Consider the following 24,368-nt stretch of genomic DNA (forward strand, 5'->3'; position numbering starts at 1 on the left):
TCACTTGATCTCGCTGTGGACGCCCCAATTTACACGACCGCTGCTGGCGTTAGCCAGAAAAGCGGCCGACCTGACACTTCTGCTTGGGGTCAATCGCGTTGGTTCTGCGCGATCAGGCCCGCGTCCGGCTTACCCCTCATTGCCGACATCAAGACGCCCGACCGAATTTGTCGCTTCGGGCCAGAAGCAGACTAACCAGCTAGTGCCAGCAAAACCATCGCTCTACCGGGGTTTTTTAGTGCTGTGACGGTACGCTAGACGCATATGGCAACGATTTCTCGGTGCGCGCCGCATTAGATACCCGCGAAGGGTCTCTCCGTTCTGATGAGATGCTTGCTGAACAGAGCGACTACGCTCTGAGGCGCGGTATCGTCGAAAAACCGCTTGAGATTCTGGGCGGTCTCGTCGGCGACTTCAGCACTTCGGGGAAAGAGGCCGTTTTCATAGCTGGCGAGCGCGGCTTCGATGTCATCGGGAGTGGCAACGAGCGCTTGGGCGAGTTCTGCGCCATCATACATAGCGAGGTTCGCGCCTTCGCCTGCGAAAGGGGACATCAGATGCGCCGCATCCCCAAGTAATGTTAAGCTCGGCACGCGCTCCCATCGATGTCCAACTGGGAGCGCATAGATGGGGCGAAGCACGGGATCGGTTTCGCCGTCTGTAATGAGTGCGGTCAGTTGCGGAGCCCATCCTTGGAATTGCTCGGCAATATGGGCCAAGGCAGCTTTTGTGTTGCTAAAATCGATGGACTTAATCCAATCTTCTGGCTTGTTTAAGGCCGCATAGGTGTGGAGCGTCCTGTCTGCATAGCGGTGCGCCAGGATGCCTTTGCCCGGAGCAACGGCCATGAGCGTGCCGCTGCCGATCGCATCCACGCTTGCCTTGTGGCGCGTGTCGCCATCGAAAAGGAATGTTTCGATAAACGAGGTGCCCGTGTAGGTTGGCGTTGATTTTGAAAGAAGGGGGCGGACCTTCGACCACGCGCCATCGGCACCCACGAGCACGTTGGAAGTGACCGTCAAGCCATTGGCAAAGGTGACTTCATGCCGTCCGTTCCCGAGGGCTGCAATAGACGCAACTCTATGACCCCACTTAATCGTTTCCGGCGGGATCGAATCAATAAGCATTTGCCGAAGATCGCCCCGGTCAATTTCGGGGCGATTGCCTGTGTGGCTGCCGGGGTTGTCGAATAGGACATTGCCGTCTTTATCGACGATACGTTTTGCATCTTCGCGAGGGCGGACCAGAGAGAGGAACGTGTCAAATAGTCCTGTGGCTTTGAGGGCGATCTGACCGTTGTATTCATGAATATCGAGCAGACCTCCCTGCGTTCTTGCGCTCGCCGAGGCTTCAGCTTCGTAGACTGTTGCTGCGAAGCCGTGGAGATGTAAAACACGGGCGAGTGTGAGGCCACCAAGGCCGGCACCAATAATTGTAATTGGATTTCGCATTGTTGCGCTCCTATCGTCGCAGACATGCAGCGTCCGTAGGCGCGTTGATGGCTGCGATTGCCTGATGTTCGTCAGGCGGTTGCTATCGGAGACGCTGGCCGAACCACGCGTGGCGCGCGGTTGACTTGTATTCGACGGCCTAAGAGCAGGTAGTCGTTTTTCGCGACGAGGGTGAAGTTATATCAGTAGGTCGAGCGGAACAAGAGGCCGAGGAGCGCGACGGCTAGCCAGGAAATTCAAAGAAATACCGAGAATCGGTCGGCAAAGCCATATCGACCAGGGCAAGGCGATTGGCGACGTACTGATGGAAACCTTTGGTGACCGGCCACCGTGTGCTACTTGGATAGGTGTGCCGAGCCTCGCGCGAGAGGAATTCTTAATCGAGGTTGAGCCGTCAATTATCTTCGTTGCCCGAGCGGACTGCGGCGCTGCTCGAACACTGCGTCAAGCCAAGCGAAGCCTCCGCTGGCAGGATACCGTCATCGGGCTTTGGTCGACTGGTCGGATCGAACGAGCAAGGAGGCCCGTCGTCGTTAAGAGAGTAGCCTTAGCTTGACTATTCGCCCATAAATTGAAGTTGTGTGGCGGGCGTGTGAATGTCTGCTACGTCTTGGTCTGCGCAGTAAGTGGGGAGAGACGATGACATCCAAGATCCCGGTTCGCTTCGTCTGGTTGCAGCTTTCGACCGGACTGCTTCTCGCCACGATCGGAATTTCATCGCCGGGTGCCGAGGAGGCAGCGGGTCCATCAGGCGAGGCCCTTTATGAGCAACGCTGCGCCTCGTGTCATGAGGGCGGCGCGGCACGGGCGCCCGACAGAAATGCGCTACGGCAGCTGAACGAGCAGCGGATCGGCTTTCAGATCGCCTACGGGCTAATGAGCGCGCAGGGGCGAGATCTGAGCAAGGATCAGATCGGCGCCATCACTCGCTATTTGAAGGGCAACGCGCCGCCACCGGCGATCGAACTGCCCGATTCCAGCTGCCGCGATGAAGGACCCAAACTCGCTGATCCCGCGCTGCCGCGCTGGAACGGTTGGGGGGTCGACATTCGCCAGCATCGCTTCCAGCCCGCCGAGAGCGCGCTGCTTGCGGCGCACGATGTCCCCCGTCTCAAGCTGAAATGGGCTTTCGCTTTTCCCGGTGACGTCAGAGCCTTCGCGCAGCCGACGGTCTGGGGCGGCCGGCTGTTCGTCGGTAGCGCCGGCGGCAAGGTCTATGCGCTCGACGCCAGGACCGGATGTCAGCGCTGGGTGTTCGATGCAGGCTTTGGCGTCCGCAGCGCCGTCACCATCGGCGAGGACGGGCGCGGTTTCACGGCCTATTTCGGCGACCAGCGAGGGAACGTCTATGCGCTCGACGCCGAGACTGGGAAGCTAAAGTGGACCCGTCGGGTCGAGGACCATCAAGCGGCTATGATCACGGGTGCTCCGACACTTGCGGACGGCATCCTCTATGTACCGGTTTCCTCACTCGAAGAGGCGTTGGCGGCGGATCCACGGTACGGCTGCTGCAGCTTCCGCGGGCTGATCGTGGCGCTCAGCGCAGCGACGGGAGAGGTGAAATGGCGCAGCTACGTTTCGCCACCGCCGGGACCGCAGGGCATCAGTTCGATGGGCGTGCAACTTTTCGGGCCCTCGGGCGGCGCGATCTGGTCCGCGCCAACGGTCGACCTCCAGACGAACACGGTCTATGCGACCACTGGGGACAGCTATTCAAATCCCGCACAGGACACGTCTGACGCTTTTGTGGCGTTCGACCTCGTGAACGGAAAGCTCAAATGGTCGCGACAGATGACCGAGAGCGATGCCTACAATGTCGCATGCACCTCGCAATATCGCGCGAACTGTCCAGACAATAAGGGCCCCGATTTCGACTTCGGATCGTCGGCTATCCTGGTTGATCTCGCGGACGGCAAGCGCGCGCTGATCGCGGGGCAGAAGTCGGGCGTCGTGCATGCGCTCGATCCCGATCATGGTGGCGCGATACTGTGGCAGCGCCGGATCGGGCAGGGCTCCGCGCTTGGCGGTGTGCAATGGGGAATGGCCGTCGATGACGAGAATGTCTACGTGTCAGTATCGGATGTCGGACTCGAACGCGCGGCGCCGGGCACGCCGGGTGCTCAGAAAACCATCATGGGCGGCGAGTTGAAGATGGATCCTCGCAAGGGCGGCGGACTGTTTGCTCTCAAGCTTGCCACTGGCGAGGTCGTCTGGCGCACACCGCATCCGGGCTGTAATGACAAGCCCGGCTGCAGTCCAGCCCAGTCGGCCGCGGTCACAGCAATTCCCGGCGTGGTCTTCTCGGGTGGGCTCGATGGCCACCTTCGCGCCTACAGCGCCCGGACTGGCGAGATCATCTGGGACGTCGACACCGTCCAGGACTACACGACTGTCAATGGCGCAGCCGGCCAAGGCGGCTCGCTCGACGGTCCGGGCGCAGTTATTGCTGGGGGCATGCTCTACGTCAATTCGGGCTACACCAACTACGGCACGTTGCCGGGTAACGTGCTGCTCGCGTTCTCGGTAGAAGGGAGGTAGGTGCGATATCACCTGAAGCATTCAACGACGGGAACGTGGTCGCAATCATGAGGATCACCGACCTGAAGGCTTGAGGCCGGCTTCATCGGAAATCGATTGCACCCGGATGCTTCGTTCGGTGCGTCGCCCGCGCCGAGTGCGTCCACGAACGGGCCAGTGCGTCCACGAACGGGCCAGCTCTCGAGTGCCGAGTTGAAGTTGGTGCAGCGGTGCGATGAGGTGGCGTCAAGCGAGCGGTCGGGCTTGTCTGAACTGGAAAGTGCTCGGCGTGAACCTCCTGGCCACGGCGCGCGCGTTAGCCTCGCATGTTTCCAGCGCAATCTTCTGGGCGAGCATGACATCTCCGATCGGAAGCGCGCCGATCGGCATGAAGCACAACCCGTCCTGCACGCGGCCTCTTTCGTCAATCTCGCAGACGTTCACCGACGTTCCGGCGTAAATCCGGTACCGCTTCCCACTCTCGCTTCCGACAACCTCGAAGTAGCCCTTCGTCGCTAACTGCTCCTGCTGCGCAGGCGATAGCCAACGCCGCAAGAGCAGCAGCGACCGTCCCTCTGGCGTGCGTTCGGCGCCGTGCCTGATGAAGAGCATTCGCGCCGCTCTCATGCGGGAGCGGACGTGCGACGCCGCCGGCCGAAAGCCGAACATGAGCGGCTAGCCGCCGATCAATCTGGGGAAAAAGAGGGTTTCATCCGCAGTGGGGTCGAACGATCGGATCTGCGAGATCTGACCGGGACCCGTCCGGACCGCGGCGGTGAAGCCGGCATTCGTCAGCTCATAGAACCGCTGCTCCGCCTTCGCCACTTCCTGCAGGTCGCTGGGGTCGAAAGGGTGATGGCGGTCGCCGGTGCGGTCCATCACGATCTGAATCGCCATGATCGTCCTCCTCGGATTGATAATGGGCCCAAGGGATCCTATCCAGTATCCGACTAACCTGACGAACTTTCAAGACAAGACCACTTCGATCCGAAGAGCCGACTGAAAGGCGGCCAAGCGCCACGCCCCGTCGGCTCTGCCGCGCAGGGGTACCAGATCGCGGTGCCGAACAAGGCTCGAACAAAAATCCGAGCCCCCTGTCGGATCGGCGGCTTCCCGGTCGTCCTCGTGACATGAATGGGCCGTAGACGCCAAACTCGGGCCCATCAATCACCGAGGATAACAACCATGCCCAATACCGTCCGTCTGCACCGCGTGCTCGCAACCAGTCCGGAGAAAGTCTATCGCGCCTTCCTGGAGGCCGATGCGATGGCGAAATGGCTGCCGCCGAACGGCTTCACCTGCACCGTGCATCATCTCGAGCCCAAGGTCGGGGGCACGTTCAAGATGTCGTTCCGGAATTTCACCACGGGCAACGGCCATTCGTTCGGCGGCGAATATGTCGAGCTCGTGCCCGGCGAACGCCTGCGCTATACCGACAAGTTCGACGATCCCAATCTGCCGGGCGTGATCGAGGTGACCGTGATCCTGAAGAAGGTCTCGGTCGGCACCGAGGTCGAGATCACGCAGTCCGGCCTGCCCGACGTCATTCCCGTCGAGGCCTGCTATCTCGGCTGGCAGGAATCGCTGCGCAATCTGGCGCGGCTCGTCGAGCCGGAGATCAATCAGTAGCAGCCGCAACGGCCTAGCGGTCGAGTACACCTCTCCCGAAGGGTCCCGAAGGGAGAGGTGTAACAGACCCGGCGGATCGTGCTTCGTCCAATAGTGCGCTACGCACCCGCCTTTTTCAGCCCGCCGTCCGCCGTCCATCGCTCCGGATCGGGACTGTGCCCGATCAGTGCGAGCCCATAGGCGATCGATTCGAATTGGTCGCCGGACATCAGCCGCTCGTTGCCGAACCGCTCGGCGAATAGTTTTCGGACGGCAGGTACGAAGGACGTGCCACCGGTCAGGAACACCTTCTCCACCTCGCGCGCGGTGATGCCGGCTTCAGCCAGCACCTTGTCGACCGTGGCGCGCAACCGGGCGATATCGTCGGCAATCCAGGTCTCGAAATTCTTGCGCGTGATGGTGGCGCCGATGTCGACGCCGCCGCCCTTGAAGCGGAAGTCCACCTCGTCCTGCGCCGACAGGGCGACCTTGGCATCGGACACCGCGCGGTACAGCGCAAAGCCGAGGTCGAGATCGACGATGGTGATGAAATCCTCGAGCAGATCCGGCTTCAGCGCGGTGCGCGCAAGCTCGCGGAGCTCGCGCAGATCGCCGTTGCTCTTCATCATCGCGAGCTGATGCCAGCGCGCGAGGTTGGTGTAGTGGCCGCTCGGGACCGGGAGCACCTTGTCGAACGAGCGGAAGCTCGAGCCCTTGCCGAGCCGCGGCGAGACGACGTGGTCGACAATGCGATAATCGAACGTGTCGCCGGCAATGCCGATACCGGCATGGCCGAGCGGTTCGGCGCGAAGCGTGCCGCCCGCGCGGGAAAACCGCATCACCGAGAAATCGCTGGTGCCGCCGCCGAAATCGGCAACCAGCACGGTGGCATCGCGCTCCAGCCTGCGGGCGAAGGAGAACGCCGCGCCCACGGGCTCGTAGACGTAGCGCGCGTGGCCGGCCCCCAAGCGCTCGAACGCGGCCCGGTAGCGCTGCATCGCCAGCGCCTCGTCGGGATTGCCGCCGGCAAAGCGCACCGGACGGCCGACCGTGATGTTCGCCGTCTCGAAGCCGAACTTCTCGCCGCCATGGCGCGCCAGCGTGCGCAGGAACGCCGCCAATATGTCCTCGAACTTGTAGCGTTGCCGGAATACCTGCGTGGTGTTGAAGCTGGAACTCGCCGCAAACGTCTTGAACGACTGCAGGAAGCGGTAGACGTGGCGCCCTTCGAGAAACTGCTCGATCGCCCACGGGCCGCCTTCGGCCTGGGCACCGGCGCCCGGCCGGTCCTCCCAGAAGCACAGGGCCGACACATAGACGCTGTGACGCTGTCCGCCGTGGTCGAACCGAATGGCCTCAACCCGGCGGTCGTCCGACGCAAGCGCGACGACCGTGTTGCTGGTCCCAAAATCGATGCCGATCGAGACGGCGGGCGAGGCGCTCGACATGAAGCACTCTGAACGTTTGATTGGAAAAGGGGGCGGACCACTAGCCGCTTTGACCTGCGCTGCCAAGGGCCGTTTTGCTGCGGCGCGGTCGGAATTCATCCTCGTCGGGCGCCGTTCCGAGCCACGGGAAACAAGGTTTTCCTGCTCCCAGAGGCCGAAATCCCTGTTTCGGCTGTCCAGCTTGCAATCTTAAGCCCGGAATGGCCGCTTTAATGGAGCATTATGTTGCGATGCGGTGGAGCACATGCTGCTATGCAATGACATGCATGGACATTGGTATCTGGTATACATAAATTGCCTTTCGAAAGGAGACAGCAACTGACTGTCTCAAGAAAGGGAATTCCGATGTCCAAGACCGCTACCGTCGCTCTCGCCCCCTCCAACTCGCTGTTCGCCCGCTTCATGGCCGCGGTTGACCGCTTCCTGATGGCGAGTGCCGAGATCTCGAATCACAACGGCGACCTGCCCCGCTTCGGCCTCTAAGCCCGTGCTTTTGCGCTGCCGAGGCAGCGCGCCGGCTTCGGCACCGTCAACATTCGACTTTTGATGAATGGCCCCGCAGCACGGGGCCATTTCTACTTGTGCTGTCCCGAGTCAGAGTCGCAGCCGGACATTCCTGCGACATTTGCGCACGGTGGCCGGACCAGCGCTTGAAGCTTGGCATAATGCATACAAGAATGCCAGCCCAGCGCTCGCAAAATAATTAGAGGCGCCACGGGAGGCTTTATGACGGACATGGTGCAGGCAACGGCGGCTCCAAGCGCCGCGCGCGTCAGCGATGCTTATCGCTGGGCGCAATTGGCCATCGGCGTAGGCGCGATGGTCATGATCGCCAACTATCAATACGGCTGGACGTTCTTCGTCCCCGACATCCAGAAGACGTTCGGTTGGGATCGCGCATCGATCCAGTGGGCATTCACCCTTTTCGTTTTGTTCGAGACCTGGCTCGTGCCGGTCGAAGGGTGGTTCGTCGACAAATACGGCCCGCGTATCGTCGTGCTGATCGGCGGCGTGCTCTGTGCTCTGGGCTGGGTGATCAACGCGCAGGCGACGACGCTCAACGGCTACTATCTCGGCATGATCATCGCGGGCATCGGCGCCGGCGGCGTCTACGGCACCTGCGTCGGCAACGCGCTGAAGTGGTTTCCGGACAAGCGCGGTCTTGCCGCGGGCATCACGGCGGCAGGTTTTGGTGCGGGCTCTGCGCTGACCGTCGCGCCGATTCAGGCCATGATCAAGGACAGTGGTTTCCAGACCACCTTCCTCTATTTCGGCCTCGGGCAAGGCATCATCATCTGCATCCTCGCCTTCTTCCTGCTCGCGCCCAAAGCGGGCCAGGTGCCGAACGTGGTGACGAACGCCGCACTGCTGCAATCTCGCCGCAACTATCAGCCGACCGAGGTGCTGCGTCAGCCGATCTTCTGGCTGATGTACTTCATGTTCGTGATCGTCGGCGCCGGCGGGTTGATGGTGACCGCGAACCTGAAGCCGATCGCGGTCGACTGGAAGGTCGACAGCGTCCCGGTCACCCTGATCGGCATGACAATGACCGCGGTGACGTTCGCAGCGACCATCGACCGCGTGCTCAACGGCCTGACGCGTCCATTCTTCGGCTGGATCTCCGACATGATCGGCCGCGAGAACACGATGTTCATCGCCTTCGGCATGGAAGGGATCGGCATCTGGATGCTCTACCTCTGGGGCCACGATCCGATCTGGTTCGTGCTGCTCTCGGGCTTCGTGTTCTTCGCCTGGGGTGAGATCTACTCGCTGTTCCCGTCGACCTGCACCGACACGTTCGGCGCCAAGTTCGCGACCACCAATGCCGGCCTGCTCTACACCGCGAAGGGCACCGCCGCATTGCTGGTGCCGATCGCCAACTACGTGCAGCAGACCTCGGGGCATTGGGACAACGTCTTCATCATCGCGGCCGGTGCCAACATCCTGGCCTCGCTGCTGGCGATCGTGGTGCTCAAACCATGGCGCAAGGTCGTGGTTGCGAAATCGACCCTCTGACCCGCTCCACTACAGTCACCAAGCAAGACGCCCGGCCTCACGGCCGGGCGTTTTCGTTTGGCGCCAGTATCCCAGGATACCTCTGCGCTTTGCGGAGCCGCGCATTTTGTCGAACGGGAACCAAGATAGGGCTTGCAATCTGGGATATGGTATACCAAGCTCCGCGCCGCGCTTGCGACGATAAGCCACAACATTTGCGACCCTGGGTCATCTTGCACTCCTGCGTCGCAATCAATCAGGCGCGTTGGGAGGTTCTTGATGATTTCCAGCACGGATGGCGCCGTCACAGCCGCGCCTCTTCGCACCGGTTTCCGTTGGCTCCAACTCGCGATGGGCATCGTCTGCATGGCGATGATCGCCAACCTGCAATACGGCTGGACGCTGTTCGTCGATCCGATCGATGCGACCCATCATTGGGGGCGCGCCGCCATCCAGCTCGCTTTCACCATCTTCGTCGTCACCGAGACCTGGCTGGTGCCAGTCGAGGCCTGGTTCGTCGACAAATACGGCCCGCGCATCGTGATCATGTTCGGCGGCGTGATGATCGCGCTGTCCTGGGTGCTCAACTCCTACGCCGACAGCCTCACCCTGCTCTACACTGCCGCGGTCATCGGTGGCATGGGCGCGGGCGCGGTGTACGGCACCTGCGTCGGCAACGCGCTGAAATGGTTTCCTGATCGCCGCGGCCTGGCGGCCGGCGCGACCGCCGCCGGCTTCGGCGCGGGTGCCGCACTCACGATCGTGCCGATCGCGAGCATGATCGTCTCGAGCGGCTACCAGCACGCGTTCCTCACCTTCGGCATCGGCCAGGGCCTCGTCGTGTTCGTGCTCGCCTTCTTCATCCAGCCCCCGCGGATCTCGATCCCGCCGAAGAAGAAGCAGCTCAATCTGCCGCAGACCAAGATCGACTTCACCCCGCCGCAGGTGCTGCGCACCCCTATTTTCTGGGTCATGTACCTCGTCTTCGTCATGGTCGCCTCGGGCGGCCTGATGACCGCGGCGCAGATCGCCCCGATCGCGCACGACTTCAAGATCGCGAACACGCCCGTCACACTCGCCGGCTTCCAGATGGCGGCATTGACCTTCGCGATCTCGCTCGACCGGATCTTCGACGGTTTCGGCCGCCCGTTCTTCGGTTTCGTCTCCGACACGATCGGCCGCGAGCACACCATGTTCATCGCTTTCGGCACCGCCGCGCTGATGCTCTTGACGCTATCGGCCTACGGTCACATCCCCGTCGTCTTCGTGCTGGCGACCGCAATTTACTTCGGCGTGTTCGGCGAGATCTACTCGCTGTTCCCCGCAACCTGCGGCGACACCTTCGGTGCGAAGTTCGCAACCACCAACAACGGCATGCTCTACACCGCGAAAGGCACGGCCTCCCTGCTCGTCCCGCTCGCGAGCGTGATCTCGACCGCTTATGGCTGGAAGGCCGTGTTCGTGGTGGCAGTGGCGCTGAATGCGACGGCGGCGCTGATGGCATTGTTCGTGATCAAGCCGCTGCGCCGCTCCTTCATTCTCGGCAAGGAAGCCGAGAGCACGGACACCGCGACCGGCACAGCCAAGACCGAAACGGCGTAGCCACCACAAGCCTTCGCACGAAAGAAAGGGGCGCAGCGATGCGCCCCTTTCTTTTTGGCCGCGACAAACGTCAGCATTCCTGTCGCAAGATTTTTCGGATCAGCCAAATCCAGCGCTTGACGATTGGCATTACGTATACCACACTTCTCCCAACATTCACCCAGGGAGGTTGCAATGCTGGTCGGAGACATTCTGCGCAAGAAGACGCCGCGCGTTGTCACGGTTCGTATGAACGAAACGGTGGGGATCGCGGCCAAGCTGATGCGCGCCAACAATATCAGCGCGCTGGTGGTCAAGGACGTGGTCCGCTCGGAAGGAAACACCGCGGTCGGCATGTTCACCGAGCGCGACGTGGTGCGCGCCGTCGCCGAGCACGGCGCCGGCGCCATCAACGTCAAGGTCTCCCAGCTGGTCTCGGTGCAGCAGCTCGTCTCCTGCACTTCCTCGGACACGATCGAGCACGTCCGCCACCTGATGAACCGTCATCACATTCGCCACCTGCCCGTGATCGACGATTACAGCCTCGTCTCGGTCATCAGCATGCGCGACATCGCCGCCGCGGTCGACGAGGCCGCCAACTCGACGCCGCAAGCAGCTTAAAGCGTCTCACTTCCCTGCGACTGCCGGCCCCGGCTCGGATCCATCCGAGCCGGACCGGATCATTCGTCCCAAAATTCCGCCTTACCCGCGAGGATTTCATGAAGATCTGCATCTACGGCGCCGGCGCGATCGGCGGATATCTCGGGGTTCAGCTCGCCCGCGCGGGCGCCGATGTCAGCCTGGTCGCACGCGGCGCACATCTCGCCGCCATGCGCGAGCGCGGCCTCACGCTGCTCGCCGGCGAGGAGACGCACACCGTCCATCCGCGCTGCACCGATGATCCCACCGCGCTCGGTGTGCAGGACACCATCATCGTCACGCTGAAGGCGCATTCGATCACCGGCGTGATCGAGAAGATGCAGCCGCTGCTCGGGCCCCACACCCGCATCGTCACCGCCGTCAACGGCATTCCCTATTGGTACTTCTACAAGCACGGCGGCCAATACGAGAATTCGACGCTGGAGAGCATCGACCCCGGCGGACGGCAGTGGCGCGAGTTAGGGGCCGAGCGCGCCATCGGCTGCATCGTCTATCCCGCCACCGAGATCGAAGCGCCCGGCGTGATCCGTCACGTCTACGGCAACAATTTCCCGCTCGGCGAGCCCTCCGGTGAGATCACGTCCGACGTGCAGCGCCTCGCGGACCTCTTCGTCGCCGCCGGCCTGAAGGCTCCCGTGCTCGATCGCATCCGCGACGAGATCTGGCTGAAACTCTGGGGCAATGTCTGCTTCAACCCGATCAGCGCGCTGACCCACGCCACGCTCGACGTGATCTGCACCGATCCGGCCACGCGCGCGCTGTCGCGTGCGATCATGGTGGAGACGCAAGCGATCGCCGAGACCTTCGGCGTCAAGTTCCGCGTCGACGTGGAGCGCCGCATCGAGGGCGCGCGCAAGGTCGGCGCCCACAAGACCTCGATGCTGCAGGATCTCGAGCGCGGCCGCCCGATGGAGATCGACCCGCTCGTCACCGTCGTGCAGGAGATGGGCCGCCTCACCGGCATCCCCACGCCCGCGCTCGACTCGGTGCTGGCGATGGTGACCCAGCGCGCCCGCATCGCCGGCCTCTATGACGGCATCTCGACATCATCGGATCCCCGCGCACTGGCGGTGGCGTGATGGCGGGCGAAATGAAGAAGTGGCTGCGCTTCCGCCATGCCGGCGCGACCGGCTTCGGCACGCTGACGGCATCAGGCATCAGCGTGCATGAGGGCGAGATGTTCGGCCGCCACGCCGCCACCGGCAAGATGCTGGCGCTCTCGGAGGTCGAGCTGCTCGCGCCTTGCGTGCCCAGCAAGATCGTCGCGCTCTGGAATAATTTCCACGCGCTCGCGACCAAGCTGAACCAGCCCGAGCCGCCGGAGCCGCTCTATCTGCTCAAGGCCACCACCAGCATCACCGCTCCCGGTGCCGTGATTCGCCGGCCCTCTTATTACGACGGCAAGACGACCTATGAGGGCGAGCTCGGCATCGTGATCGGCAAGACGTGCGCGCGTGTCTCACCTGGCGAAGCCGACAGCTTCATCTTCGGCTACACTTGCGTCAACGACATCACCGCCAACGATATCCTGACCCGCGACCCCACCTTCCCACAATGGGCCCGCGCCAAAGGCATCGACGATTACGGCCCGTTCGGCCCGGTCATCGCGACCGGCCTCGATCCCGCGAAACTCACGGTCCGCACCATCCTCAACGGCGCGGAGCGGCAGAACTATCCGATCTCCGACATGATCTTCACTGCGCAGGACTTGGTCAGCAGGATCTCCCACGACATGACCCTGCTGCCCGGCGACCTCATCGCGGTCGGCACTTCCGTCGGCGTCGGCGTGATGAAAGAGCCGGTCAACACCGTAACGGTTGCGATCGACGGCATCGGCGAGCTCACCAACGAGTTTCGGCTGTAGCCCCGCAGCGCAGCAAAATTGATCCCGCGCAAATCGGGCTTCGCGGCCACTGGTATCCTTCCTTGCAAGACATCGGTCTCTGACGCAAAGGGAGGACGCCATGACGAATGCCGGCAACGCACTTTTGTGGACGGCCCTGTACTTCGCTCTCTCGTTCGCGGCGATTTTCGTCGTGTGGTTCGCCGACAAGATGCGCTCGAACTTCCTCGGGAGACAATAGCCGGAGGCGCGCCGGTTCTCGTCGGCGGCGACCGCTGACGAAAAAGCAAGCGCGAGGTCGAAGACCGCATCGCCCGCATTTTAGGATTTCAACGTGCTCGACGCCTTGCGCAAGGACATCGGCGGCATCTTCACGACGATCAGGACCAGTTTGAACCGGATCGGGTGAAGCGCGGCTGCGCAGGGGTTGAGCGCAGCGACACGGCCATCACGCCCTCCGAAACATCCCGACACATCACATCTCCGCGCGCCCGACATATGCCGCCAACATTTCCCGCGCGTGCCGCAACTTGGACGCATTCGGTCGCCCATCTGTGGAGCGTGTCTGGGGGCACGGCACAGCCGTGTTTGGACCAAACCTTCTAGGGGTATGACTGTGAAGAAGATTGCAATTGCTCTGGGTGCCACGCTTGCTCTGGTGACGGCCGCGAACGCTGCGGATCTGCCGCGCCGCCAGCCCGTGCCGGCCTATCCGGCTGAGCAGGCTCCGATCGGCAAGATGCCGATCGGCAAGAGCCCGGTTGGAAAGGCCCCGATCGGCAAGGCGCCCGGCCCGGTCGCAGCGCGCTACTGACGCGCGAGCGTAACACGCGCAGAATCCGCGTAGCGGCCGATAGTCGAGGGGGAATTGCGTGACGAACAAAGCTAATCGATCGGGATCCTGCATCCTTGCGGGGTTCGCTCTTGCGGCTATGCTCTCGTGCATGACGCCCTCGGCCTCGGCCCACGAGGCAAACAAGCGCGTTGCCGATGCGAGCGCGCTTGCTACGACCGACACCGCCTCGCGACCGGCGCCGCAATCGACGCGGCGCTCCGTCGCGCGCGCGGAGAAAGGCCCCTACTACGTCGACTTCCGCGCGCGTACCGCCGCGAGCTGGGGCCATGCCTTCGTCTGGTACGGCAAGACCAGCGAGAAGGCGGTCGAGGTCGCGGGGCTCACGCCGGCCGGCGACACGCTCGCTTACGTGCTCGGTCACATCACCTTTGTGCCGTCCGAGACCGGCGCGAGCTACGGTGATCTCGATCCGGAATATCTGACCGCGAGCTATCGGGTCTACCTGAACGAGGCCGACGCCAAGCGCGTGTTCGCCCATATCAGGGAGTTGCAGGCCAACACTCCGGTCTGGAATGCCGAGACAATGAACTGCACCGGCTTCATCGGCGAAATCGCGGAGTTCATGGGATTGAAGGTCCCCCATCGTTGGCAGCGTCCGGAGAACTTCGTCAACCGCCTCAAGGAAATGAATGGCGGCCGCCAGATGGTGCGGCTGTCGGCGGAGTAGCCGAAGCCCGGCAGCGCCGCCGTGATCCCATGGGTCCCGGCTCAGCGCCGCAACGTGAAGAACGTTGCAGCGCGTCCGGGACACGAGACCTGGTCGCGCCGTCACATGCGGGCCCACCCAATTATCCGCCCCGCGGAATCACCCACATCTCCGCATGATCGCCCCACGCCGGCGCAATAGACATTTCCCGCCCCCGGCGGCATCCTCCCCGCCATCAACCGATAGCAGATCGCCACACCGGCCGGGGGAAACAGATCATGTTGCAGACACGGTTCACCAAGCTCGTCGGCGTCCAGCACCCGATCGTCCAGGGCGGCATGCAATGGGTCGGACGGGCCGAGCTGGTCGCCGCGGTCGCGAATGCCGGCGCGCTCGGCTTCATCACCGCCTTGACCCAGCCGACGCCGGAGGACCTCACCAGGGAGATCGCGCGCTGCCGCGACCTCACCGACAAGCCGTTCGGCGTCAACCTCACCATCCTGCCCGCGATCAAGCCGCCGCCTTATGCCGAGTACCGCGCCGCCATCATCGAGAGCGGCATCAAGGTGGTCGAGACCGCCGGCAACAAGCCGCAGGAGCATGTCGACGAATTTAGGAAGCACGGCGTCAAGGTCGTGCACAAATGCACCAGCGTCCGCCACGCGCTCTCCGCCGAACGCATGGGGGTCGACGCCATCTCGATCGACGGCTTCGAATGCGCCGGCCATCCCGGCGAGGACGACACGCCGGGCCTGATCCTGATCCCGGCTGCCGCCAACAAGATCAAGATCCCGATGATCGCCTCGGGCGGCTTTGCCGATGCTCGCGGCCTCGTCGCGGCGCTGGCGCTGGGTGCCGATGGCATCAACATGGGCACCCGCTTCATGGCCACCAAGGAAAGCCCGATCCACCAGCTCATCAAGGAGAAAATCGTGGCCAATGACGAGCGCGAGACCGAGCTGATCTTCCGCACCATGCGCAACACCTCGCGCGTCGCCAAGAACGCGGTCTCGACCAAGGTCGTCGCAATGGAGAAGGAAGGCGCCAAGTTCGAGGACATCCGCGAACTCGTTGCGGGTGCCCGCGGCAAGATGGTCTATGCGACGGGCAATTCCGACGAAGGCATCTGGTCGGCCGGCCAAGTCCAGGGCCTGATCCAGGACATCCCGAGCTGCGCCGAGCTCGTCTCTCGCATCGTGCGCGAGGCGGAGGCGATCATCCGCGCAAGGCTGGATGGAATGATTGTTCATCCGGCAGCGCAAGCTGCTGAATAGCCACGGCAAGAAGCGAGAGCAATTCATGAAAGCTTACGTCTACGGCCCTGATGGCGCTACGATTTCCGAGGTCGCTCAACCAAAACCGAAGGGCACACAGGTCCTCGTCCGCGTCCGCGCCTGCGGGCTGAACCGCGCCGACACCGGCATGCGCAAAGGCCACGCCCACGGCGCGGCCGGCGGCGTCGGCACCGTGCTCGGCATGGAATGGGCCGGCGAGGTCGCCGAGCTCGGGCCGGATGCCGAAGGCGTCAAGGTCGGCGACCGCATCATGGGCTCGGGCAGCGCGGCATTTGCCGAATACACGCTGGCCGATCACGGCCGGCTGTTCCACGCACCCTCGAACATGAATTTCGAGGAGGCCGCCACCCTACCCGTCGCGCTCGCGACCATGCAAACGCCGTCGTCACCGTCGGCGGCGTGCAACCCGGGCAAGCCGTACTGATCCAGGGCGCCAGCTCCGGCGTAGGCCTGATGGCAATGCAGATCGCAAGGCTCAAAGGCGCAAGGCTCGTGATCGGCTCGTCGACCGACGCCACCCGCCGCGGCCGGCTGAAGGAGTACGGCGCCGATCTCGCCATCGACAGCTCCGATCCGAAATGGGTCGACGAGGTCCTGAAGGCAACGAACGGCGAAGGCGTCGACCTCATCGTCGACCAAGTCTCCGGCAAGGTCGCGAACCAGAATCTCGCCGCGACGAAGATCAAGGGCCGCATCGTCAATGTCGGCCGGCTCGGCGGCACCCACGCCGACTTCAATTTCGACCTGCATGCGGCGCGCCGCATCGATTATGTCGGCGTCACCTTCCGCACCCGCACCATCGAGGAGGTCCGCGAGATCTTTGCGCAGGTCCGCAAGGACATCTGGAGCGCAGTGGAATCGCGCAAGCTGCAACTGCCGATCGACAAGGTGTTTTCGTTCGACCAGATCGATAAGGCGTTCGAGCATATGGATGCAAACAAGCACCTGGGGAAGATCGTGGTGACAGTGTAACGAGTGCGAAGCTCTCTCCTTGTCGTCATGGCCGGGCTTGACCCGGCCATCCACGTCTCTGCGGCATGGTACGAAGAACGTGGATGCCCGGGACAAGCCCGGGCATGACGGTGAGAGCGCCAGTCCCGCTTCTGCAACTCACTAGCGACTGCTCCTGTGGATCATCACTTGATGTCCGACGCTGGCCTGCTAAATCCCCGGCATGACCTCCCAGCACGACAAGACCTCGGTCGCCGCGCTCTCGATCTTCGCCAGCGGCGGCATGGCGGCGGCCAAGTTCGTGGTCGGGATCGCGATCGGCTCGCTGGCGCTGATCTCCGAGGCCCTGCATTCCTCGATCGACCTGGTGGCAACCATCATCACCTGGGCGGTGGTGCGGGTGTCCGACAAGCCCGCGGACGAGGAGCATCATTACGGCCACGGCAAGCTGGAAAGCATCTCCGCGCTGGGCGTCACTGCCCTGCTCTACGTGCTCGCCGGCGGCATCCTGGTCGAGGCCTATAGCCGGCTGCGCGAGGGAACCCCGCCGCCGACCATCTCGGCCGTACCGTTCGTGGTGCTGGTGACCGACATCGCCGTCAATCTCTGGCGCGCCCGCGCGCTGCACCGCGCCGCGCGGGAGACCAGGAGCCAGGCGCTGGCGGCGGACGCGCTCCATTTCGCCTCCGACGTCATGGGCTCGTTCGCCGTGATCGTTGGCCTGGTGCTCGCCTGGCTCGGCTACTGGTGGGGCGACGCAGCCGCGGCTGCCGCCGTCGCCGTGATGATCGCGGCTCTCGGCCTGCGCATGGCCGGCTCGACCGTGCAGACGCTGGTCGATCGCGCTCCGGAGGGCGCCCAGGAGAAGGCCACCGCCGCGATCCGCGGGGTACCGGGCGTGATCGACGTCGACCGGTTGCGCGTGCGCATGGTCGGAGCGACCACGTTCATCGACACCATCGCGAAGGTGCCGCGGACCTATCCGATCGACCGCGTCGAGGACATCAAGCGCAACGCGCAAGCCGCGGTCACCAAGGCCTTCGGCGATGCCGACCTCACTTTCGCCGCGGTGCCTGTCGCGCGCGACAACGAGACGGTGCGCGACCGCATCATGGTGATCGCGCGCAATTCCGGGCTCGCCATCCATCACGTCACGGTGCACGACCTCGGCGCCAAGCTGATCGTCAGCATCGACCTCGAAGTCGACGCCGACATGCAGCTCGAGGCCGCCCACGACGTCGCCAACACGCTGGAGCGCAATATCCAGGAGGAATTCGGCGAGGACGTCGAGGTCGACGTTCACATCGAGCCGTTGGAACCGGAACTGCCGTTCGGCGTCGATGCCGCGCCTGAGAGGGTGCAGACCATCGCCGCCGCGCTGACCGAATTCGCCGGCGAAGGCGAAATCCACGACATCCACAATGTGCGCGTCCGCAACACCGACGCCGGCGAGATCGTCAATTTCCACTGCCGCGCGGCGCCATCGATGAGCGTGATCAAGGTGCACGAGCGTGTGGACTCGATCGAGCGCGCGTTGCGGCGCGCGTTTCCGAGCGTGAAGCGCGTCATCAGTCACGCCGAACCGCCGCGGGCGTGATGAGAATGTGTGACGAGTCACACGTTCTCGTTTCGGACTCGTTGCGCCCTGGAGTTTGCGGGCATTCGATGCACAAACTGCGCGTTGGATAAGAATAATTTCGCGTTAACGATTCGTTGACTCTCGACAGCCTGCGAAAACTGGATTCAAATCAGTGTGATTCGGAAGCAACGTGGGGCTGCTTCCGGACTTCAGTTGCAAGCAGGTTTTCAGGGGGCCGAAGGCATGGCGAGCGCAGACGCCGCGAACGCGTGCGTCCAATCCGATTCGATCAAGGGATTGGCGCAATCGATCGCGAAACCTGCCTATCACCGGCTCCTGATCGCGGAGCCGGCACTGCGCCGCGCGGTGCCGACGCTCATCATCGCCTTCCTGATCACGATCTGCCTCGGCGCGTTCGTGCAGGTGGTCGATCAGACGCGCCAGAAGCGGCTGGTGATCCGCCACGACATTTCGGCACTCGCGGACCTGCTCGCCGAGCGCATCGATCGCCTCACCTCGGTGCGGCAGGAGCGGATCAAGACCATCGAGAACCTGCCGACGCTGCTGCCCGATCTCATTCCCTCCTGGGGCACCGCCTCGGGCCGCCACGTCATCGTCACCTCGGCCGGAATCGATCGTCGTATCCTCGCCCGCATCCCGGTCGACAGCGACCCGGTCGGCAACGACCGCCTGCTCGATGCGATCACGACCGCGCAACTGATCGCGGCGCCGCCACGCGACGGCACCATCACCGACATGACGCTGCCGAGCGGCAACGCGGCGATGGCGACCTCCCGGCAGATCAAGTCGCTCCCTGGCTTCGTCACCGTGATCCAGGAGCGCAACGAGCCGATCTGGGGTTCGGACGCCGCGCTCTCGGTGACGCTGTCGGCGACCACGGGCTTCGTCGTCCTGATCCTCGGCTTCGCCTTCCACTGGCAGTCGACCCGCGCCCGCGAGGGCGACCTCATCAACGACGCCGTGCGCGGCCGCATCGACACCGCGCTCAATCGCGGCCGCTGCGGGCTGTGGGACTGGGATCTGTCGCGCGGCAGGATTTTCTGGTCGCAGTCGATGTTCTCGATGCTCGGCCTCGACGGCCGCAACGAGCTCCTCACCTTCGGCGAGGTCAACGCACTGGTGAAGTCCGACGACATCGACCTGTTCGAGATCGCCGATCAGCTGATTTCCGAGAAGATCGACCACATCGACCAGACCTTCCGCATGCAGCATGTCGACGGTCACTGGATCTGGCTCCGCGTCCGCTGCGAGAAGACGCGCGGGGCGACCGATTCCAGCGTGCACCTCATCGGGATCGCCGTCGACATCACCGAGCAGAAGAGCCTCGCGGAGAAGACGGTGGAAGCCGACCTCCGCCTGCGCGATGCGATCGAGACCATTCCGGAAGCCTTCGTGCTGTGGGACGCGAGCGACCGCCTGGTGCTCTGCAATTCGCACTTCCAGCGCCTGCACAAGCTGCCCGACAGCGCGGTCATCCCCGGCACCTCCTACGAGACCGTGCTCGAGGTCGGCCGCATGCCGGAGGTGCGCACCCGCCACAACGAGACGGTTGCCCAAGGTCCGGGCGCGCGCACCTTCGAGGCCCAACTCGACGACGGCAGCTGGCTGCACATCAGCGAGCGCCGCACCAAGGACGGCGGCTACGTCTCGGTCGGCACCGACATCACCCGCATCAAGGAGCACGAGCAGAAGCTGGTCGACAACGATCTGCGTCTGCGTGCCACCGTCATCGACCTCAAGCGCTCGCAGGCCGCACTGGAGCGCCAGGCGGTCGAGCTCGCCGACCTCGCCGAGAAGTACCAGCGCGAGAAAACCCGCGCCGAGGAAGCCAACCAGACCAAGTCGAAATTCCTCGCCAACATGAGCCACGAGCTGCGCACGCCGCTCAATGCCATCATCGGCTTCTCCGAGATCATGGGCTCGGGCATGTTCGGCGAGCTCGGAAGCGAGAAGTATCAGGAATACTGCCAGGACATCCTGACCAGCGGCCACTATCTGCTCGAAGTCATCAACGACATCCTCGACATGTCCAAGATCGAAGCCGGCCGCATGAAGCTCGACATGGAAGAGCTCGACCTTTCGAAGACGCTCGCGGAATCCTTACGGGTCGTCTCTGGCCGGGCCCAGGACAAGCACCTGACGCTCGACGCCGACATCGCAAAATCCATCTCGGTGGTCGCCGACCGCCGCGCCACCAAGCAGATCATCGTCAACCTGCTCTCCAATGCCGTGAAGTTCACCCCCGACGGCGGGCGCGTCGTGGTGCGCAGCCGGCAGCTCGAGGACAGGATCGTGCTGATGATCGCCGACACCGGCATCGGCATCGCGCCGCATTCGCTGGCCCGGCTCGGCCGCCCGTTCGAGCAGGTCGAGAGCCAGCTCACCAAAACCTATCACGGCTCGGGCCTTGGCCTTGCCATCGCCCGCTCGCTGGCGCAGCTCCACGGCGGCTCGATGCGGCTGCGCTCCAAGCTCGAAGTCGGCACCGTCGTCCGCGTGGCGCTGCCGCGCGACGCGGTCAAGGCGGCGTCGGGGATATCGGCCGCGGCGTGACCGGCGGAACGAGCTTTGAATTGGGTGAATCGATGTCAGCCCAGAGCTCAGATCACCTCTCCCGAAGGGGATTACGGTCTGACCGTCTACTGCGGTCCCTGACCCGGATTGCGCTGGACGATGCTGCGCATCGCCAGGCGCAATCCGACCTCTCCCCGTTGGGGAGAGGTGGCACCCACATCGCGGACGCACTCTGTCTCGTCATGCTCTACAATTGCAGCGTCGGCGCGACCTCGCGCGCGACGTTGACCAGCGCCGCGATCAGCGGCGTCATCGGATCGCGCTGCGGGATCACCATGCCGATGCTGTAATTGACCTCGGGCTCGACGATCGGAATCGAGCGGACGGTATCGGACAGGCCGAGCGTCTCGGCGAGCTTGGCCGGCATCACGCTGGCCCAGCGCCCCGTCTTCACATGCGTGAACAGCACCAGCAGCGAGTTCGAGGTCAGGGTCGGCGTCGCCTCCGCGCCGACCGAGCGCAGCGCGCGGTCGATGATGCGGCGGTTCTGCATGTCGGGCGTCAGCAGGCAGAGCGGCACCTGCCCGACCTCCTTCCAGGTCACCGTCTCGCGGTCGCCGAACATCGCATCCGGTGCAGTGAGCAGGCGGTAGCTCTCGTTGTAGAGCGGAATGGTGCGCACCTTGCCGATCGGCTCGTTCTCGATATAGGTCAGCCCCGCATCGACCTCGAGATTCTCGAGCAATCCCAGCACCTCCGACGAGGTCGTCGAGCGGATGCTGAAACGCACCTCGGGATGCTTCGCGCGAAACGGCGTCGTCAGCGAGGCGACCATGCCGAGCACGGTTGGGATCGCGGCGATGCGGATCTCGCCGGAGAGCTGATGCTTCAGCCCGTTGATCTCGTCGCGCATTGCGCGGGCATCGCCCACGATCCGCCGCGCCCAGTCGAGCGCCCGCTCGCCTTCAGGGGTGAATCCCTGAAAGCGCGAGCCGCGCTGGACCAGCATCACGCCGAGAATCTCTTCGAGCTGCTTGAGCCCGGTCGACATTGTCGGTTGCGTCACGCCGCAGGCCTCGGCAGCACGTCCGAAATGCCGCTCCTTCGCCAGCGCCAGCAATAGTTCAAGCTTGTCGATCAACCGGTCGTCCCCTCGAATTCCATCGTGGCATGCAAGCTAGCATGCCGGGCCTGCACCAACACGCAAAAACCGGCAGCCGATACGACTTTCATTACCGTTTCGTATCGACTGATTGTCGTTGCAAATCGATCCGAATTCGCAATCGCAGCACGGGACAGCTTTATTGATCTTCGAACGATTCCAACTAGTTTGCGCCGATGGAACGCTCAGGTTGAGAACGAAGAATGACAGCGATTTTTGAGCCTTGGAACGAGACGCGCGGCGCCGAAATCATCGCCGAACATGCCGATCAAGAGGGTGCGACGCTGGTCATCCTGCATGCGCTACAGGAGGCATTCGGCTATGTGCCGGAGGCCGCCATCCCCATGGTTGCGCAGGCGCTCAATCTGTCGCGCGCCGAAGTCCATGGCGTCTTCACGTTCTATCATGATTTCCGCCAGAAGCCGGCCGGCCGCCATGTGCTGAAGCTGTGCCGCGCCGAAGCCTGTCAGGCCGCGGGCGGCGATGCGCTCGCTGCGCGGGCCGAGGCGAAGCTTGGCGTCTCGCTCGGCAACACGACGGCTGACGATCGCGTCACGCTGGAGCCGATCTACTGCCTCGGCCTGTGCGCGACTGCGCCATCCGCGATGCTCGATGGCCGCCTCATCGGCCGGCTCGACCAGAAGCGCCTCGATGCGCTGGTTGCGGAGGCGCAGCGATGAGCATGCGCCTCTACGTCTCACGCGACGCCGGCGCGGTCGCCGTCGGCGCCGACGAGGTCGCCCTGGCGCTGGAGCAGGCCGCCGCCAAGCGTGGCGTGGCGATCGAGATCATCAGAACCGGCTCGCGCGGGATGTACTGGCTGGAGCCGCTGGTCGAGGTCGCGACGCCCCAGGGCCGCATCGCCTTCGGTCCTGTCACCGAGACCGATGTGCCCTCGCTGCTCGATGCGCTCGCCAGCAACGCACCGCATCTCTTGCGGCTGGGCGCGACCGAGGAGATTCCCTGGCTGAAGCGCCAGACCCGCCTCACCTTCGCCCGCTGCGGCGTCATCGACCCGCGCTCGCTCGACGACTACCGCGCCCATGGCGGCTACAAGGGTTTTGAGCGCGCACTCTCGCTCGGACCTGATGCGATCCTGAACGAAGTCACCGCATCGGGCTTGCGCGGCCGCGGCGGCGCGGGCTTTCCGACCGGGATCAAGTGGAAGACGGTCGCGCAAGCCAAGGCCGACCGCAAGTTCATCGTCTGCAACGCCGACGAAGGCGACAGCGGCACCTTTGCCGACCGCATGATCATGGAAGGCGATCCCTTCCTGGTGATCGAGGGCATGACCATCGCCGGCCTCACCGTCGGCGCGACCAAGGGCTACATCTACATCCGCAGCGAATATCCGCACGCGGTCGAGGCGATGAACGCCGCAATCGCGGCGGCCAGGCGCGGCGGCTATCTCGGCACCGACATCGGCGGCTCGAAGCAAGCCTTCGATCTCGAGGTGCGCGTCGGCGCCGGCGCCTATGTCTGCGGCGAGGAGACCTCGCTGCTGGAGAGCCTGGAAGGCCGCCGCGGCATCGTGCGCGCCAAGCCGCCGCTGCCGGCGCATCACGGCCTGTTCGGCAAGCCGACCGTGATCAACAACGTGCTGTCGTTCGCGGCCGTCCCCTTCATCCTCGCCGAGGGCGCCAAGGCCTATGCGGATTTCGGCATGGGCCGCTCGCGCGGGACGATGCCGATCCAGCTCGCCGGCAACATCCGCTACGGTGGCCTGTTCGAGACCGCCTTCGGGGTGACGCTCGGCGAGCTCGTCGACGACATCGGCGGCGGCACGTTCACGGGCCGCCCCGTGCGCGCCGTGCAGGTCGGCGGGCCGCTCGGCGCCTATTTCCCGCGCGCGCTGTTCGACACTCCATTCGACTATGAGGCTTTTGCCGCGCGCGACGGCCTGATCGGCCATGGCGGCATCGTCGTGTTCGACGACAGCGTCGACATGCGGAGGCAAGCGCGCTTCGCCATGGAATTCTGCGCCATCGAATCCTGCGGCAAGTGCACACCGTGCCGGATCGGCTCCACCCGTGGGGTCGAGACCATCGAGAAGATCATCCGGGGCGAGCGCGTCCATGAAAACCTCGCGCTGGTCGAGGACCTCTGCAACACCATGAAATTCGGCTCGCTCTGCGCACTCGGCGGCTTCACGCCTTACCCCGTGCTCAGTGCGCTGAAGCATTTCCGGGAGGATTTTGTCCCGGCGCCGACGACGCTTCAGGCCGCGGAATAGGAGAACGA

General features: G+C 63.8%; 20 protein-coding genes and 1 pseudogene. 16 read left to right on the top strand and 5 right to left on the bottom strand.

All coding sequences use genetic code 11. The features are described from left to right. Positions 1 to 293: 293 nt before the first annotated feature. Positions 294 to 1,451: an FAD-dependent oxidoreductase gene (locus P6U27_RS23265; RefSeq protein ID WP_407192704.1), complete on the bottom strand. Its 1,158-nt coding sequence runs from the start codon at positions 1,449 to 1,451 to the stop codon at positions 294 to 296. Positions 1,452 to 2,090: 639 nt separating this feature from the next. Here P6U27_RS23265 and P6U27_RS23270 point away from each other — a divergent pair. After that, positions 2,091 to 3,989, top strand: a complete 1,899-nt coding sequence (locus tag P6U27_RS23270) for a PQQ-binding-like beta-propeller repeat protein (RefSeq protein WP_122404085.1) — start codon at positions 2,091 to 2,093, stop codon at positions 3,987 to 3,989. Positions 3,990 to 4,214: 225 nt separating this feature from the next. On the opposite strand, the gene P6U27_RS23275 is transcribed toward P6U27_RS23270, so the two are convergent. Further along, positions 4,215 to 4,637 (bottom strand): hypothetical protein, encoded by a 423-nt coding sequence (locus tag P6U27_RS23275; protein ID WP_162500357.1) that lies wholly within the window; start codon positions 4,635 to 4,637, stop codon positions 4,215 to 4,217. Positions 4,638 to 4,643: 6 nt separating this feature from the next. Further along, positions 4,644 to 4,865 carry a hypothetical protein gene (locus P6U27_RS23280; RefSeq protein ID WP_122404086.1) on the bottom strand — a complete coding sequence of 74 codons (222 nt, stop codon included), beginning with the start codon at positions 4,863 to 4,865 and terminating at the stop codon, positions 4,644 to 4,646. A gap of 288 nt (positions 4,866 to 5,153) precedes the next feature. On the opposite strand from P6U27_RS23280, the gene P6U27_RS23285 reads away from it, so the two are divergent. Next, a complete protein-coding gene (locus tag P6U27_RS23285; protein WP_027572003.1) occupies positions 5,154 to 5,597 on the top strand; it encodes an SRPBCC family protein in 444 nt (147 codons plus the stop codon). A 98-nt stretch (positions 5,598 to 5,695) separates the two neighbouring features. Here P6U27_RS23285 and P6U27_RS23290 read toward each other — a convergent pair whose 3' ends face one another. Then, positions 5,696 to 7,024 (bottom strand): Hsp70 family protein, encoded by a 1,329-nt coding sequence (locus tag P6U27_RS23290; RefSeq protein ID WP_122404087.1) that lies wholly within the window; start codon positions 7,022 to 7,024, stop codon positions 5,696 to 5,698. A 345-nt stretch (positions 7,025 to 7,369) separates the two neighbouring features. Here P6U27_RS23290 and P6U27_RS23295 point away from each other — a divergent pair, with 345 nt between their 5' ends. The 12 genes and pseudogenes from P6U27_RS23295 (at position 7,370) to P6U27_RS23350 (ending at position 21,004) form a co-directional block, all read left to right on the top strand. Next, positions 7,370 to 7,507, top strand: a complete 138-nt coding sequence (locus P6U27_RS23295) for a hypothetical protein (RefSeq protein ID WP_164936819.1) — start codon at positions 7,370 to 7,372, stop codon at positions 7,505 to 7,507. A gap of 243 nt (positions 7,508 to 7,750) precedes the next feature. Further along, complete coding sequence (gene oxlT / locus P6U27_RS23300) at positions 7,751 to 9,040, top strand: oxalate/formate MFS antiporter (protein WP_122404088.1); 1,290 nt, start codon at positions 7,751 to 7,753, stop codon at positions 9,038 to 9,040. Between the two features lie 258 nt (positions 9,041 to 9,298). Next, positions 9,299 to 10,621, top strand: coding sequence for an oxalate/formate MFS antiporter (oxlT, locus tag P6U27_RS23305; protein ID WP_122404089.1), 1,323 nt, complete (start codon positions 9,299 to 9,301; stop codon positions 10,619 to 10,621). 174 nt (positions 10,622 to 10,795) lie between these two features. Continuing rightward, complete coding sequence (locus P6U27_RS23310) at positions 10,796 to 11,221, top strand: CBS domain-containing protein (RefSeq protein ID WP_122404090.1); 426 nt, start codon at positions 10,796 to 10,798, stop codon at positions 11,219 to 11,221. Between the two features lie 98 nt (positions 11,222 to 11,319). Then, entirely contained in the window at positions 11,320 to 12,339 is a 1,020-nt protein-coding gene (locus P6U27_RS23315; RefSeq protein WP_122404091.1) for a 2-dehydropantoate 2-reductase, read from the top strand. A gap of 11 nt (positions 12,340 to 12,350) precedes the next feature. Further along, positions 12,351 to 13,124, top strand: coding sequence for a fumarylacetoacetate hydrolase family protein (locus P6U27_RS23320; protein WP_174221591.1), 774 nt, complete (start codon positions 12,351 to 12,353; stop codon positions 13,122 to 13,124). 589 nt (positions 13,125 to 13,713) lie between these two features. Further along, positions 13,714 to 13,917, top strand: a complete 204-nt coding sequence (locus P6U27_RS23325; RefSeq protein WP_122404093.1) for a hypothetical protein — start codon at positions 13,714 to 13,716, stop codon at positions 13,915 to 13,917. 58 nt (positions 13,918 to 13,975) lie between these two features. Beyond that, complete coding sequence (locus P6U27_RS23330; RefSeq protein WP_122404094.1) at positions 13,976 to 14,626, top strand: hypothetical protein; 651 nt, start codon at positions 13,976 to 13,978, stop codon at positions 14,624 to 14,626. Between the two features lie 257 nt (positions 14,627 to 14,883). Then, a complete protein-coding gene (locus P6U27_RS23335) occupies positions 14,884 to 15,879 on the top strand; it encodes a nitronate monooxygenase family protein (protein WP_122404095.1) in 996 nt (331 codons plus the stop codon). A gap of 25 nt (positions 15,880 to 15,904) precedes the next feature. Continuing rightward, positions 15,905 to 16,872: pseudogene (locus tag P6U27_RS23340) on the top strand (zinc-binding dehydrogenase). Positions 16,873 to 17,074: 202 nt separating this feature from the next. Further along, complete coding sequence (locus P6U27_RS23345) at positions 17,075 to 18,448, top strand: cation-efflux pump (RefSeq protein WP_122404096.1); 1,374 nt, start codon at positions 17,075 to 17,077, stop codon at positions 18,446 to 18,448. A 225-nt stretch (positions 18,449 to 18,673) separates the two neighbouring features. Then, positions 18,674 to 21,004 carry a PAS domain-containing sensor histidine kinase gene (locus P6U27_RS23350; RefSeq protein WP_122404097.1) on the top strand — a complete coding sequence of 777 codons (2,331 nt, stop codon included), beginning with the start codon at positions 18,674 to 18,676 and terminating at the stop codon, positions 21,002 to 21,004. Positions 21,005 to 21,212: 208 nt separating this feature from the next. On the opposite strand, the gene P6U27_RS23355 is transcribed toward P6U27_RS23350, so the two are convergent. After that, entirely contained in the window at positions 21,213 to 22,106 is an 894-nt protein-coding gene (locus P6U27_RS23355; protein WP_122404098.1) for a LysR family transcriptional regulator, read from the bottom strand. A 224-nt stretch (positions 22,107 to 22,330) separates the two neighbouring features. Between P6U27_RS23355 and P6U27_RS23360 the strand changes: the two genes are divergently transcribed. Both P6U27_RS23360 and P6U27_RS23365 read left to right on the top strand, forming a co-directional pair. Continuing rightward, complete coding sequence (locus P6U27_RS23360) at positions 22,331 to 22,807, top strand: formate dehydrogenase subunit gamma (RefSeq protein ID WP_407192705.1); 477 nt, start codon at positions 22,331 to 22,333, stop codon at positions 22,805 to 22,807. Beyond that, positions 22,804 to 24,360 (top strand): NADH-quinone oxidoreductase subunit NuoF, encoded by a 1,557-nt coding sequence (locus tag P6U27_RS23365; protein WP_122404100.1) that lies wholly within the window; start codon positions 22,804 to 22,806, stop codon positions 24,358 to 24,360. The genes P6U27_RS23360 and P6U27_RS23365 overlap by 4 nt, the downstream gene beginning before the upstream one ends. Positions 24,361 to 24,368: the final 8 nt, after the last annotated feature.

The sequence above is a fragment of the Bradyrhizobium sp. STM 3566 genome (assembly GCF_045571445.1).
In the GTDB taxonomy this organism is placed as follows: Bacteria; Pseudomonadota; Alphaproteobacteria; order Rhizobiales; family Xanthobacteraceae; genus Bradyrhizobium; species Bradyrhizobium vignae.

Coding starts and splice junctions, on each gene's coding strand:
- P6U27_RS23320 (WP_174221591.1), top strand. CDS start 12,351: ATGAAGAAGTGGCTGCGCTTCCGCCATGCCGGCGCGACCGGCTTCGGC.
- P6U27_RS23315 (WP_122404091.1), top strand. CDS start 11,320: ATGAAGATCTGCATCTACGGCGCCGGCGCGATCGGCGGATATCTCGGG.
- P6U27_RS23275 (WP_162500357.1), bottom strand. CDS start 4,637: ATGTTCGGCTTTCGGCCGGCGGCGTCGCACGTCCGCTCCCGCATGAGA.
- P6U27_RS23325 (WP_122404093.1), top strand. CDS start 13,714: ATGACTGTGAAGAAGATTGCAATTGCTCTGGGTGCCACGCTTGCTCTG.
- P6U27_RS23280 (WP_122404086.1), bottom strand. CDS start 4,865: ATGGCGATTCAGATCGTGATGGACCGCACCGGCGACCGCCATCACCCT.
- P6U27_RS23310 (WP_122404090.1), top strand. CDS start 10,796: ATGCTGGTCGGAGACATTCTGCGCAAGAAGACGCCGCGCGTTGTCACG.
- P6U27_RS23360 (WP_407192705.1), top strand. CDS start 22,331: ATGACAGCGATTTTTGAGCCTTGGAACGAGACGCGCGGCGCCGAAATC.
- oxlT (WP_122404089.1), top strand. CDS start 9,299: ATGATTTCCAGCACGGATGGCGCCGTCACAGCCGCGCCTCTTCGCACC.
- P6U27_RS23265 (WP_407192704.1), bottom strand. CDS start 1,451: ATGCGAAATCCAATTACAATTATTGGTGCCGGCCTTGGTGGCCTCACA.
- P6U27_RS23270 (WP_122404085.1), top strand. CDS start 2,091: ATGACATCCAAGATCCCGGTTCGCTTCGTCTGGTTGCAGCTTTCGACC.
- P6U27_RS23335 (WP_122404095.1), top strand. CDS start 14,884: ATGTTGCAGACACGGTTCACCAAGCTCGTCGGCGTCCAGCACCCGATC.
- oxlT (WP_122404088.1), top strand. CDS start 7,751: ATGACGGACATGGTGCAGGCAACGGCGGCTCCAAGCGCCGCGCGCGTC.
- P6U27_RS23295 (WP_164936819.1), top strand. CDS start 7,370: ATGTCCAAGACCGCTACCGTCGCTCTCGCCCCCTCCAACTCGCTGTTC.
- P6U27_RS23290 (WP_122404087.1), bottom strand. CDS start 7,024: ATGTCGAGCGCCTCGCCCGCCGTCTCGATCGGCATCGATTTTGGGACC.
- P6U27_RS23350 (WP_122404097.1), top strand. CDS start 18,674: ATGGCGAGCGCAGACGCCGCGAACGCGTGCGTCCAATCCGATTCGATC.
- P6U27_RS23365 (WP_122404100.1), top strand. CDS start 22,804: ATGAGCATGCGCCTCTACGTCTCACGCGACGCCGGCGCGGTCGCCGTC.
- P6U27_RS23285 (WP_027572003.1), top strand. CDS start 5,154: ATGCCCAATACCGTCCGTCTGCACCGCGTGCTCGCAACCAGTCCGGAG.
- P6U27_RS23345 (WP_122404096.1), top strand. CDS start 17,075: ATGACCTCCCAGCACGACAAGACCTCGGTCGCCGCGCTCTCGATCTTC.